Below are 12,605 nucleotides of genomic sequence, written 5' to 3'. Positions count from 1 at the left end.
GCGCCGCCGCGCGCGCCAGCCTAGCCTCTGGCCAGCGCAGGACAGAGAGGGAGGCCGCCCGTGCAGTTGCAGGATGCCCGTGTCATCGTGACCGGCGGCGCTTCGGGGCTGGGGGCCGCGACAGCCGCCCATTTCCTTGCCCGCGGCGCATCGGTCACCATCCTCGACAGGGACGACGCAGGCGGCGGGCCGGCCCATTGCGTGCGCGCCGATGTGACCGATGAGGCTTCGGTCGCGGCGGCCATCGCTTTTGCGGTCGACCGCATGGGCGGCATCGATGTCTGCGTGAACTGCGCCGGGATCGTCATCGGGGAAAAGACCCTGGGGCGCGAGGGTGCGCACCGGCTGGACAGCTTCCGCCGCACCATCGAGATCAATCTGATCGGCAGCTTCAACGTGCTGCGGCTGGCCGCCGGCGAAATGGCGCGCAACGGGCGGGCCGAAGACAACGGCGTCATCGTGAACACCGCCTCGATCGCCGCCTTCGACGGGCAGGCCGGGCAGGCCGCCTATGCGGCGTCCAAGGCGGGGATCGCCGGCATGACATTGCCCCTTGCGCGCGATCTGGCGCGCAATGCGATCCGGGTCTGCGCCATCGCGCCCGGCATCTTTGCCACGCCGATGCTGCGCGGCCTGCCGGCCGAGGTGCAGGACGGCCTTGCGGCCGAGGTGACCAGCCCCCGGCGGCTGGGCGATCCCGAGGAATTCGCCCGCACAGCCGCCTTCATCGTCGAGAACGGCTATCTCAATGGCGAGACGATCCGCCTTGATGGCGCGCTGCGGATGCGGTGAGGCGATGGCGGATCATCTTTCCTCGGACGATGGCGAGCAGCCGGGCCGGCCCGGGCCGATCGACTGCCTGATCGTGGGCGGCGGGCCTGCCGGATTGACGGCGGCGATCTATCTGGCCCGTTTCCGGCGCAGCGTGGTGATCGTGGATGGCGGGCAGGGACGCACCCGGATGATCCCCCGCGCGCGCAACCAGGCGGGCTATCCGGGCGGGATCGTCGGCACCGACCTGCTGGACAACATGGCCGCGCAGGCCCGCGAATACGGGGCGCGGCTGCTGGCGGGCGAGGTCAGCGGCATCCGCCCCGAGGGCGCGCTATTTGCCGCCGACACCACCGCCGGCGCCTTCTGCGCCCGCGCGGTCCTGCTGGCTACGGGGGTGGTCAACCACCGCCCGCCGCTGGACGAGGCGGTCCATGCCGACGCGGTGGCCCGCGGCCTGCTGCGCTATTGCCCGATCTGCGACGGCTTCGAACAGACGGGCCGCCGGATCGGGGTTCTGGGCGGCAACCGGCACGGTCTGGCCGAGGCGCTGTTCCTGCTGACCTACAGCCCGCAGATCACGCTGCTGTCGCTGACCGGCGAGGCGCTGACCGCTGACGAGCGGGCGCAGGCCGAGGCGGCCGGCATCCGCATCATCGAGGCACCCGTCTCCGCCTTTTCCTTCGGCGAGGCTGCGGTGACGCTGACGCTGGCAGACGGGGGGACGGTGACGGTCGATACGCTGTATGCCGCGCTTGGCTCTCATACCCGTAACGCGCTCGGCAAGGATCTGGGGACTGCCCTGGCCGGCGGGCAGTGCTTTGAAACCGACCCGCATCAGCGCACCAACATCCCCGGCATCTATGCGGCCGGCGATGCGGTCGAGGGGCTGGACCAGATCAGCGTCGCCATGGGCACCGGGGCGCGGGCGGCGGTGGCGATCCACAATGACCTGCGCGCCCGCGACGGGCAGACGCTGGAGGACTGAGCCTGCTCAGCCCGCCAGCCCGGCGGCGACGACATCCAGCGCCTCGGCCAGGCGCCGGTCGATCACGTCCAGATAGCGCATCCAGTCCATCATCCCGCCCAGCGGCGCGGCCCCGTCGGAAATGCCGCGCAGCCCGATCAGCGGCACCCCATGGGCCATGCAGGCGCGGGCGACGGCCCAGGTTTCCATGTCCACCATCTGCGCGTCGATCCCGTCATAGCCCGGCCCCGAGATGACGGCCGCCCCCGTGGACAGCGTGGCGCAAGGCAGCCCCGGCACCGTCATCAGCGGCAGTTGAGCCGGCAGGCCGGACAGCGGCGTGACACCGCGCGCAAATCCCAGGGCCGAGGCGTCCATGTCCCGATAGGAAACCGAGGAGGCCTGATAGACCGCCCCTTGCACCAGATCGCGCGATCCGGCGCTGCCAAGGCAGATCGCCAGGTCAGGCAGCCGCCCCGCATCCGCCATCCGGGCCAACGCCGCCGAGGTCACCAGCGCCGCCTCGACCGGGCCGACGCCGGTCATCAGGGGCGCGATGCGGGCGGAAAGCGCCGGCCCGTATTCGGCGGAAACGGCCATGACGAACAGCACATCGCGCCCGCCCAGCCGACCTGATCCGCCCTGCGGCTGCCCTGCATCATGCTGCTGCATCAAGCTCGCCCCCCTTTATTCATACGGGGGGTTTCCCCCCTTGGGCGGGCGGGCGCAAGCATCCGCGATGCAGGCAGCACGCCACGGTGACTTGCCCCCCGGCTGCCCGGCGGCTAGCGTCCGGTCGACGGCCAATCTCGGAGGACCAGCCTTGACCTTCCTGCGTTCGACGGCGCTCGCGCTGACGCTTGTTCCCATGACCGCCTTTGCCGCCGACAAGAACCTGACGGTCTTTGACTGGGCAGGCTTCGAGGAGCCGGTGCTGTTCCAGAGCTATGTGGATAAGCACGGCGACAGCCCCACCTTTGCCCTGTATGGCGACGATGACGAAGCCTATCAGAAGCTCGCCTCGGGCTTTAAGGCCGATGTGGCCCATCCGTGCAGCCAGATGGTGTCGAAATACCGCGACAAGGGCCTGATCGAGCCTTGGGATCCCGCGCGCATCACCGCCCTTGCCGATATCGCGCCGCGCTTCCTGAACTCGCCCGTGTTCAAGGATGACGGCGGAGTTTGGTATATCCCGACCGATTTCGGCTCGGCCGCGATCGCCTATAACACCCAAAGCGTTCCGGCCGAGGATGTCGCGACGCTGCAGATATTTGTCAATCCGGCGTATCAGGGGCGCACCACCCTGCCTGATTCGGCCGATGATGTCTGGGCGCTGGCCTATCTGGCGACGGGCGTGACCGACTGGACCCAGGTCACGGACGAACAGTTCAAGGCCGCCGCCGACTGGCTGCGCGCCGCGCATAAGAACGTGGCCGCCTATTGGGCCGATCCGGCCGAAGAAGCGCAGCTGATGGCCTCGGGCACGGTGGATGTCGCCTGGTCCTGGAACGACGTGCTGCCGATCCTGCAGAAGGAAGGCTATCCCGTCGGCTTTCAGCGCGCGGCCAAGGAAGGCTCGTCCACCTTCTTTTGCGGTTTCGTGAACCTCAAGGACGGTCCGGGCGACGAAAACCGCGCCTATGACTTCATCAACGCCTGGCTGGACGTGGGCTCGGCCAAGGGTCTGCTGGACACGATCGGCTATGGCCCCACCAATGCCAAGGCGCTGGCCAGCATCGCGGACGATCCCCGCGTCAAGGCGGGCCTGTCGGAAACCGGCGGGCCGGTGCTGTCGCAGACCCCCAACGATCCCGCGCAGCGCGAACGGCAACTGGCCGAATTCGAAAAGATCAAGGCCGGGTTCTAAGGCCCACCCCTTTCGGGCAAGTCGGGTGGCGCGGCCCCGTGCCGCCCGGTTTGCCATGGGCCGGCCCCAATCCTGCCGGCCATGCCGTTCACTGCAAAAGAGGAACCGTCCCATGAAACGCCGCAACTTCCTGTCCACCGCCGGGATCGGCAGCGCCGCCGCCATGCTGGCCGCGCCTGCCCTGGCGCAGGGGCAGCCCAGCGTCACCTGGCGCCTTGCGTCGAGCTATCCCAAAAGCCTTTCGACGCTGTGGGGCATTTCCGAACAGGTGTCGCGCCGCATCGCCGAGATCACCGATGGCGGCTTTCAGATCCAGCCCTTCGCGGCGGGCGAAATCGTGCCCGGCCTGCAGGCGATCGACGCAGTCAGCGACGGCACCGTCGAATGCGCCCATTCACTGGGCAGCTTCAAGATCGGGGCGGACCCGACCTGGGCCTTCGACACCTCGCTGCCCTTCGGCATGAATACCCGCCAGACGATCGCCTGGCTGTATTACGGCGGCGGGCGCGAACTGGTGAACGAATTCGTCGCCAAGTCGAACCTGGTGTCGATCCCCTCGGGCAATACCGGCGCGCAGATGGGGGGCTGGTATCGTAAGGAAATCAAGTCGCTCGATGATCTCAAGGGCCTCAAGCTGCGCATCGCCGGGCTGGGTGGGACGATCCTGCAACGCCTGGGCGTGGTGCCCCAGCAGATCGCCGGCGGCGACATCTATGCCGCGCTGGAGCGCGGCACCATTGACGCGGCCGAGTTTTCCGGCCCCTTCGACGACGAAAAGCTGGGCTTTCAGAAGGTGGCGCAGCATTACTACTATCCCGGCTGGTGGGAAGGGACGGCCAATGTCGGGCTGTATATCAACCTCGACAAGTGGAACGCGCTGCCCAAGCATTACCAGGCCGCGCTGGAGGCCGCCTGTTCCGAGGCGATGAGCCATTGCATCGCCCGCTATGACAACGGCAACCCCGATGCGCTGCTGCGGCTGGTGGCCGAGGGCGCGCAGGTCCATGCCTTCCCCGACGACGTTCTGGCCGCAGCCTTCACCGAATCGCGCAAGCTGTATGACGAATATGCCGCGTCCAACGAGAATTTCCGCAAGATCTATGAAAGCTGGTCGGCCTATTGGGCCAGGCAGCAGCAATGGCTGCGGGTGGCGGAACTGCCCTATGACTATGTGAACTCGGCCCAGGCGGCGGCCTTGGCGGCAGGGGCGGCAGGGGCCGCCGCGGCCCCGGCCGAGGCGCCCAAGAACTGACCGGCACCGGCATGGCAGGGGCGCCCTTCCCTGCCATGCCCTTGGCAAGAAAGGCACGCCGATGGACCGTGACGAACAGGAACGCATCGCTTTCGACCAGCCCGACTTTGCGCGGCTGCTGGGCTTTCGGCTGGTATCGGTCAGCCCCGATGCGGTGGTGGCCCAGATGGCCGTGACGCCGGATCACGCAAACCGGAACGGCGTCATGCATGGCGGTGCGATCATGGCGCTGGCCGACAATCTGGGGGGAACGGCGACGATCATCAACCTTCCCGAAGGCAAGACGACGACCACGATCGAAAGCAAGACCAACTTTCTGCGCCCGATCCGCATCGGCGACACCGCGACGGCCAGCGCCATCCCGCTGCACAAGGGGCGCACAACCATGGTCTGGCAGACGACGATCACGCGCGGCGACGGCAAGCCTGCCGCCGTGGTGACGCAGACCCAGATGATCATCGACTGGAAAGACTGAGGCACGGGGCGCCCCGGCGTGGTGACGGGGCGCAAACGCCCGGTGCGCGGGTAGCCGCCCCTGCCCCTTTCAGTTCAGCGGAATGTCGTTATCCGCCTTGCCCGCCTGATATTGTTCTGACAGCCGGCCGTATTCGGCCGCAATCGCCGCCGCCCGCTGGTGCAAGGCGGGCCGCGCCGAGGGATCAGCCCCTGCGATGACCTCGGCGACCGAGCGGGCCTGCCAATAGGCATTGCGCCGCCGATAGCCGCCGGGTTCGAGGGTGAACACCTCCTTGAGGATCTTCAGGTCATGGGGGATCGCAAAGCTGTCGCGGCTGTCCTCATGGGTGAAGAAATCAAAGAAGTTGTCGAACCCCGCCCAGGTGATTGCCGACAGGCACATCGAGCATGGCTCGTGCGTGGACAGGAAGATCAGATGGGCGGGCGGCGGCGGATCATCCATTTCGTGCAGCAGCTTCAGCAGGTGAACCTCGCCATGCCACAGGGGATTGTCGGTTTCATTGTTGGTGGCGGCAAGGACCACGCTGCCATCCGACTTGCGCAGCACCGCCGCGCCAAAGATCTTGTTGCCCTGGGCGACGCCCTGGCGCGTCAGCGGCAGGACGTGATCCTCGATGGCGGACAGCAGACGGTCGGCCAGGCCCGTATCGGTCAGGCCAGTGCCAATCAGGCCCGTGCCAGTCAGGCCCGTGTCGCCTGCGCCGGTCGTTTCATTCCCGCGCTCATGGGGCGTTGACTGATTCACCTCGGATCCCTCGCATGCCTTTGGCATTTGCCGCGCAGGCTGGCCATCCTGCCGGTCCGAGGCAAGCACAAAAGGACATCGGCGGACGGGCTTGCGCAGCGGCGCAGGCGGTCCTAGATTGAACCCGTCCGGGGCAACCCGGACTATGGGCATAAACGCGCAGGTAATAAGCGGATTGGACCCGGGGGCGGTACCCGGCGGCTCCACCAGACCACCCTCGTTGGGGGAAAATGGGGCCGAAACAGGATCGACAAACGTCTAAAGCTGTTTGCTTTGTCTCGGTGAGCTACCACCGTTATCGGTGCAAAAAGTACAGTTGCCAACGACAACCGTGCTCCGGTGGCTCTGGCTGCGTAAGCAGCTCGGGTAACCGAAACCTAAGCCCTGTCGCTTAGCCGCGGCAGGCGGGGCCCCCAGGCGCCTGGCAACAGAAGCCTGGGACTTAATCCCCCATGCATGACCGGACGCAGCCAAATTTTCGCTGCCCCATCTTTCGTTTCCATTGCCGCCATGGCAGGCTGGAACGCTCGCAGGGGCTGTCTGATGCGGACGATTCATCACCTGAACGAAGGCAGTTTCCGGCGGATCATCGGCCCCGCCTGCCGTTTGCACCGCCCAGGTCGCAATCGGCCAACCTTGGCTGCGCCCCAGGGTTTCAAGGCGCCGCATGGCTTGGGCAGGCCCCGCTGACGCCCCTATAGCGGCGCCGCCGCAGGAAAGGACCATGACAGAAACCGCCGATGACCTGATCGCCCGCATGGGCGCTGCTGCCCGAGACGCCGCCGCCGCGCTGGCCTTTGCCCCGGCCGAGCGCAAGCATGCGGCCCTGATCGGGGCCGCTGATGCGATCGCCGCGGCCGGGGATGCGATCCTGCACGCCAATGCCGAGGATCTGGCCTATGCCCGCGAAAAGGGACTGTCGGCGGCGATGACTGACCGCCTGCGGCTTGACGCCGGGCGCATCCGCGCCATCGCCGATGGGGTGCGTGCCGTGGCCGGCCAGCCCGACCCGGTGGGCCGCGTGCTGGCGCAATGGGACCGGCCGAACGGGCTGCATATCCGGCGCGTGGCCACCCCCATCGGCGTTCTGGGCGTGATCTATGAAAGCCGCCCGAACGTTACCGCCGATGCCGGGGCGCTGGCGCTGAAATCGGGCAATGCGGTGATCCTGCGCGGGGGACGGACAGCATCCATTCCTCGGCCGCGATCCATGCCTGCATGGTGCAGGGCCTGCGGCAGGCCGGCCTGCCTGAGGCGGCGATCCAGATCGTGCCGATCCGCGACCGGGCGGCGGTTGCGGCGATGCTGCGGGCGCAGGGGCTGATCGACGTCATCATTCCGCGCGGCGGCAAGGGCCTTGTCGGGCTGGTGCAGGCCGAGGCGCGAGTGCCCGTCTTTGCCCACCTGGAGGGGATCTGCCATGTCTATGCCGATGGCGATGCCGACCTGGACAAGGCGCGCCGGGTGGTGCTGAACGCCAAGACCCGCCGCACCGGCATCTGCGGCGCGGCCGAATGCCTGCTGATCGACCGGCGCTTCCGCGAGCGCCACGGCGATGTGCTGATCGACGACCTGCTTGCGGCAGGCGTCGAGGTGCGGGCGGATGGCGCGCTTGCCGACATCCCCGGCACTGTCCGCGCCTGCCCCGAGGATTTCGGCCGCGAGTTTCTTGACATGATCATCGCCGTTCGGCTGGTTGACGGCGTTGACGAGGCGATCGCCCATATCCGCGCCCATGGCTCGGGCCATACCGAGGCGATCCTGACGGAAGACGATGCGGCTGCCGAACGCTTCATGCAGCGGCTCGACAGCGCGATCCTGATGCGCAACGCCTCGACCCAGTTCGCTGACGGGGGCGAATTCGGCATGGGGGCCGAGATCGGCATCGCCACCGGCAAGCTGCATGCGCGCGGCCCCGTCGGGGCCGAACAGCTGACCAGCTTCAAGTATCTGGTCAGCGGCGACGGCGCGATCAGAAGCTGATCTCGGCCCCGGTCGCGTCCAGCTCCCAGGCAATGGTGCGTTCCTCGCGCATGGCAAGCGCGCCCAGGATGGCGAAATGCACGTCCGAGGGTGCCGGCAGCGTGCCGTTGGCCTGAGGGGCGCCGCTCAGCCAGCGCCACAGATCGGTGCTGATCCGGGTGCGCGACGCCTCGCCCACGATGCGCCAGCCGTGCCCCGTCCGGCACACGATCACCCTGCCCCCCCAGGGCATCGCGCTGTCAAAGCACATCAGCGACAGCAGCAGCATCCGCGCCTCGGCCCGTGACAGATCGCCCTTGCCGTCCACCTCGACCCTGAGGCGAGAGCCGGCGGTGAAATCCTGCATCAGTTGCGCGATCTCGCCCACGCCGGCCCGCTGGTCGGCCGGCGCATGACCGAAGGCCGAGCGATAGAAGCGGACGCGGGCGCGGGCGGCGCTGATGCTGTCGGCGATCAGCGTCAGTTCAGGCGAGGTCGAGACCCCCGGATAGGCGCCCGACATCTCAAGCAGCTCGACCCCATTGCCGATCGCGCCCAGGGGCGAGACCAGGTCATGGCAGAGCCGCGCGGCAACCAGGCTGGCAAGGTCGGCAGGATCAGCATCGGTCGGCGCGCCGTTCGTCATTGTGGAAAAAGTCATCGTCCGCTAGCCTTCGCCACCTGAAAACGGACCAACGGCCTGTGGGGCGATGACGAACGAAATTCTCGAGCCGGGAATGATGGTGCGCCATCCGTTGATGCCCGAATGGGGCATCGGGCAGGTGCAGTCGCGCATCGGCGACCGGATCACCGTAACCTTCCCCGACGCTGGCAAGCAGGTTCTGGATGGGCGCCGCGTGACCTTGGAAATAATCATTTGCTGAACTGCCAATCATGTTAATGCTCGAGTGTCTTCTTACAACTTCAGGCTGTGTCAAGCGGGTTTCCGCCGATGGGGCGGACGCAATGGGCAAGGTGCCGCCGGAATGTCACGCCTGTCTGCGCCGGAACCGGATATGAACAACCCCTCGCAATGGCTTTCGGTGCGGCTGGCCCGGACGCCTGCCGATCTGGTTGCGGCCCAGCACCTGCGATACCGGGTCTTTGTTCAGGAACTGGGCGCAGACGGGCCGATGGTGGATCATCAGGCCCAACTTGAACGCGACGATCTGGACAACGTGGTGGATCATCTGCTGCTGGTCGATGAACGCCGCGACCCGTCCGCGGGCAATCATGTCGTGGGCGTCTATCGCCTGCTGCGCAGCGAGGTTGCCGCCGGACTTGGCCGGTTCTACTGCGACGAGGAATATGACCTGGCGCCGCTGCGGGCGGCGGGCCGGCCCATGCTCGAACTCGGCCGATCCTGCATCGATCCCGCCTATCGCGGCGGCACCGGCATGTTCATCCTGTGGAATGCCCTGTCCGATTACGTGCTGGACCACGGGATCGAGATCCTGTTCGGCGTGGCCAGCTTTCACGGCACCGATATCGATTCGCTGGCGCAACCTCTGTCCTGGCTGCACCATCATCATCTTGCCCCGCTTGGCCTGCGGCCGCGGGCGCGCCCGCCCTATGCCCATTCGATGGACATCATCCCCGCCGCAGAGCTGGAGCGGCGGGCGGCGCTGGCCGCGCTGCCCTCGCTGATCAAGGCCTATCTGCGGGTGGGCGGGGTGGTCGGCGAGGGGGCCTGGATCGACAACGCCTTCAACACCACCGATGTCTTTCTGCTGATGGACACGGCGGCGATGTCGGACAGGCACCGCAAGTTCTATCAGGATCGCTGGCACGGGGCATGAACACAGCCCCGCCGGCCCCCGATACGGCTGCTGAACCGGCAGCCGGCCCTGCCCGAACGGGGCCATGGCGCGGCGCTCCGTCGCCGCGGTTGCCGCGTCCCTCGGCCCTTGGCTGGGGGCTGGCCGTGCTGCGGGGGGGCGCGATTGCGGCGGTGCTGGCGGGGGGCGTGCTGGTGCTGGTTCCCATGCGCGCGGCCGAGCGGCTGCTGGCGGGGCCGCGCCGCCCGCTGACCGGCCCTTGGGTGCAGGGGGTGTGCCGGCTGTGCCTTGCCTGCCTCGGGCTGCGCTGGCGCCTGATCGGCAGCCCGATGCGTGCACCCGGGCCGATGGTCGCCAACCATGCAGGATGGCTCGACATCTTTGCGCTGAACGCGGCTGCGCCGCTGTTCTTCGTCAGCAAGGCCGAGGTTGGGGGCTGGCCGGGGATCAACATCCTCACCCGCGTCACAGACACCCATTTCGTGACCCGCGATCCGCGCCTGGCCCGCCAGCAGGCGGCCGAGTTCGCCGCCCGCACCGCCGCCGGGCACCGGCTGCTGTTCTTTCCCGAAGGAACCAGCACCGACGGGCGGCAAGTCCTGCCCTTCAAGCCGACGCTTTTCCAGGCCTTTCTGGACCCTGCCCTGCCGCCTGGCATCGCGGTGCAGCCGGTCAGCCTGCGCTATGACGCGCCAGCGGGCCGGCCAGAGGGATTTTACGGCTGGTGGGGCGACATGGCGCTGGGGCCGCATCTGCTGGCGGTGCTGGCGCAAAGGCCGCAGGGCTGCATAACCGTGACGCTGCACCCGCCCATTGCGGTGACGGGCCATGACCGAAAATCGCTGGCGGCGGCGGCGCTGGCGGCCGTCCGCTCGGCCGCGCCGATGCCCGGCCCCGATACCGGCGCCGCCTAGAGCGGCCAGAACAACGGGATCATCAGGCAGGCGACGACCCCTGTCACAATGTCCAGCGGAACGCCCGCGCGCACGAAGTCGGTGAACCGATACCCGCCCGGACCATAGACCATCATATGCGTCTGATAGCCGATCGGCGTGGCAAAGGCGACCGAGGCCGAAAACATCACCGCCACCACATAGGCGCGCGGATCGTGATTGAGCTGTTGTGCCAGTTCGATCGCGATCGGGGTGAGGATGACCGCGACGGCGTTGTTCGACAGCACCTCGGTCAACGCAAGCCCGAGGAAATAGACCGCCACCAACGTCCAGAAGGGTGCCAGCCCCTGCAGCCAAGGCGCGACCTGGTCGACGATCATCTTGACGGCGCCGCTGGCATCCAGCGCCTGCCCGACAGCCAGCATGGAAAAGATCATCGCCAGCAGCCGCGCCTCGACAAAGCCGAAGGCCTCGTCGGCATCCACACAGCCCGAGATCAGCACCACCGCCGCCGCGACAAAGGAAAGGGCCATGATCGGCGCCACGTCCAGCGCCGCCAGCACCACCACCGCCAGCAGCGCCGCGGTCGCGATGGGGGCATGCTTGCGCCGGAACGGCTTGGCGGTAGGATGGCTGACATCCACCAGGTCCATGTCGGCCGCCAGGCGCGCGATATCCTGCGGCGCCCCTTCCAGCAGCAGCGTGTCGCCGATGCGGATTTCCAGATCGTCCAGCTGCCGGCCGATATTCTGGTTCCGCCGATGCGCCGCGATGGGATAGACGCCATAGCGCCGGCGCAGCCGCAAATCGCCCAGCCGCCGCCCGATCATCCGCGCGCCGGGGGAAATCAGCACCTCGACCGTTTCGGTCTGCACCGAGGAAAGCTTGTCCAGCGCGCGCAGATCGGCGTTCTGCTGCATTTCCAGCAGGTCGGCCATCTCGGAGCGCAGCACCACCCGGTCGCCCGCCTGCAGCACGACACTGGCCATGTCGCGCCGCAGCGAGGCATCGCCGCGCAGCACGTCGATCAGGCGGATCGCATCGCGCTTGAAGATCTTGACCTCGCTCACATTCATCCCGACCAGGCCGCTGTCCTCGGGGATGGCGATCTCGGTGAAGTATTTCATCTGGTTCCGCCCCTCGAGGAACGATGCCATCGAGGGTCGGTCGGGCAGCAGCCGCCAACCGACAAGGCCGATGAACAGCCCCCCTGCCAGGGTGATGGCGATGCCCACCGGGGCGATCTCGAAGATGCCGAAGGGCGCCATCCCCTTGGCGCGCACCACCCCGTCCACCAGCAGGTTGGTCGAGGTGCCGATCAGCGAGATCATGCCCCCCATCACGGTGAAGAAGCTCAGCGGCATCAGCAGCCTGGACTGCGGTATCCGGGCCTTGCGGGCGACCTGGATCACGATCGGGATCATCACTGCGACAACGGGGGTGTTGTTCATGATCGCCGAGGCGAGGCAGACAAAGGTGAACAGCCCCACGATGGTCAGGATCGGGTGATCCTCGGCGCGTGATGAGGCGATCCCGCTCAGCTGGTCCAGCGCGCCGGTGCGCAGCAGCCCGCCCATGATGATGAACATGAAGGCGATGGTCCAGGGCGCGTTGTTCGACAGAACGCTCGGCACCGCATCCATCGGCAACAGGCCAAGAACAAGCATTGCCGCAGCCGCACCCACCGCGATGACTTCGGGGGGCTGGTCCTCGCGGATGAACAGCACGAACATCACGCCGATGATAGCCAGCGTGGCAAGCGGGGCGGCAGAGCCGGTCAGCGCGAAACCGAACATGGGCACCTTGAAAGCAGGCCGGCATGCCGGCAAGGCGTGGGCTTGCCCGATATCAGCCGGGCTGGCAAGGGAAGGGCAAGGCGGGGCAGCGTTTCAC

12 protein-coding genes, 1 other RNA gene and 1 pseudogene are annotated in these 12,605 nt (G+C 67.5%); 10 read left to right on the top strand and 4 right to left on the bottom strand.

Annotated elements, in window-relative coordinates; translation table 11 throughout:
* Positions 1-60: 60 nt before the first annotated feature.
* Positions 61-792 (top strand): SDR family NAD(P)-dependent oxidoreductase, encoded by a 732-nt coding sequence (locus tag B0A89_RS11770; protein WP_085378313.1) that lies wholly within the window; start codon positions 61-63, stop codon positions 790-792.
* A gap of 4 nt (positions 793-796) precedes the next feature.
* Complete coding sequence (locus B0A89_RS11765) at positions 797-1,759, top strand: NAD(P)/FAD-dependent oxidoreductase (protein ID WP_085378915.1); 963 nt, start codon at positions 797-799, stop codon at positions 1,757-1,759.
* Positions 1,760-1,765: 6 nt separating this feature from the next.
* Here B0A89_RS11765 and B0A89_RS11760 read toward each other — a convergent pair whose 3' ends face one another.
* Entirely contained in the window at positions 1,766-2,410 is a 645-nt protein-coding gene (locus B0A89_RS11760; RefSeq protein ID WP_085378312.1) for a 5'-methylthioadenosine/S-adenosylhomocysteine nucleosidase, read from the bottom strand.
* Positions 2,411-2,606: 196 nt separating this feature from the next.
* Between B0A89_RS11760 and B0A89_RS11755 the strand changes: the two genes are divergently transcribed.
* From B0A89_RS11755 to B0A89_RS11745, 3 genes are all read left to right on the top strand, one after another.
* Positions 2,607-3,605: an extracellular solute-binding protein gene (locus B0A89_RS11755; RefSeq protein ID WP_157115424.1), complete on the top strand. Its 999-nt coding sequence runs from the start codon at positions 2,607-2,609 to the stop codon at positions 3,603-3,605.
* A gap of 112 nt (positions 3,606-3,717) precedes the next feature.
* Positions 3,718-4,857 carry a TRAP transporter substrate-binding protein gene (locus B0A89_RS11750; RefSeq protein ID WP_085378310.1) on the top strand — a complete coding sequence of 380 codons (1,140 nt, stop codon included), beginning with the start codon at positions 3,718-3,720 and terminating at the stop codon, positions 4,855-4,857.
* A 61-nt stretch (positions 4,858-4,918) separates the two neighbouring features.
* Complete coding sequence (locus B0A89_RS11745; RefSeq protein WP_085378309.1) at positions 4,919-5,332, top strand: PaaI family thioesterase; 414 nt, start codon at positions 4,919-4,921, stop codon at positions 5,330-5,332.
* Between the two features lie 69 nt (positions 5,333-5,401).
* On the opposite strand, the gene B0A89_RS11740 is transcribed toward B0A89_RS11745, so the two are convergent.
* Positions 5,402-6,079 carry a nucleoside deaminase gene (locus B0A89_RS11740; RefSeq protein ID WP_205949746.1) on the bottom strand — a complete coding sequence of 226 codons (678 nt, stop codon included), beginning with the start codon at positions 6,077-6,079 and terminating at the stop codon, positions 5,402-5,404.
* 87 nt (positions 6,080-6,166) lie between these two features.
* Between B0A89_RS11740 and ssrA the strand changes: the two genes are divergently transcribed.
* Both ssrA and B0A89_RS11730 read left to right on the top strand, forming a co-directional pair.
* Positions 6,167-6,522: a transfer-messenger RNA gene (gene ssrA / locus B0A89_RS11735) on the top strand.
* 281 nt (positions 6,523-6,803) lie between these two features.
* A pseudogene (locus B0A89_RS11730) lies at positions 6,804-8,062 on the top strand (glutamate-5-semialdehyde dehydrogenase).
* Here the strand turns inward: B0A89_RS11730 and B0A89_RS11725 are convergent.
* A complete protein-coding gene (locus tag B0A89_RS11725) occupies positions 8,052-8,702 on the bottom strand; it encodes a histidine phosphotransferase family protein (RefSeq protein ID WP_085378308.1) in 651 nt (216 codons plus the stop codon). The pseudogene B0A89_RS11730 and the gene B0A89_RS11725 sit on opposite strands and share 11 nt — an antisense overlap.
* 49 nt (positions 8,703-8,751) lie before the next feature.
* Here B0A89_RS11725 and B0A89_RS11720 point away from each other — a divergent pair, with 49 nt between their 5' ends.
* From B0A89_RS11720 to olsA, 3 genes are all read left to right on the top strand, one after another.
* Complete coding sequence (locus tag B0A89_RS11720; RefSeq protein WP_085378307.1) at positions 8,752-8,925, top strand: DUF3553 domain-containing protein; 174 nt, start codon at positions 8,752-8,754, stop codon at positions 8,923-8,925.
* A 132-nt stretch (positions 8,926-9,057) separates the two neighbouring features.
* A complete protein-coding gene (gene olsB, locus B0A89_RS11715; protein WP_085378306.1) occupies positions 9,058-9,840 on the top strand; it encodes an L-ornithine N(alpha)-acyltransferase in 783 nt (260 codons plus the stop codon).
* Positions 9,841-9,929: 89 nt separating this feature from the next.
* Positions 9,930-10,733, top strand: coding sequence for a lyso-ornithine lipid O-acyltransferase (gene olsA, locus B0A89_RS11710; RefSeq protein ID WP_240558539.1), 804 nt, complete (start codon positions 9,930-9,932; stop codon positions 10,731-10,733).
* Here the strand turns inward: olsA and B0A89_RS11705 are convergent.
* Positions 10,730-12,508, bottom strand: coding sequence for an SLC13 family permease (locus tag B0A89_RS11705; protein WP_085378304.1), 1,779 nt, complete (start codon positions 12,506-12,508; stop codon positions 10,730-10,732). The genes olsA and B0A89_RS11705 overlap by 4 nt on opposite strands.
* Positions 12,509-12,605: the final 97 nt, after the last annotated feature.

The organism is Paracoccus contaminans, assembly GCF_002105555.1.
Classification (GTDB): Bacteria; Pseudomonadota; Alphaproteobacteria; order Rhodobacterales; family Rhodobacteraceae; genus Paracoccus; species Paracoccus contaminans.
This window is presented reverse-complemented; position numbering and strand designations above follow the sequence as displayed.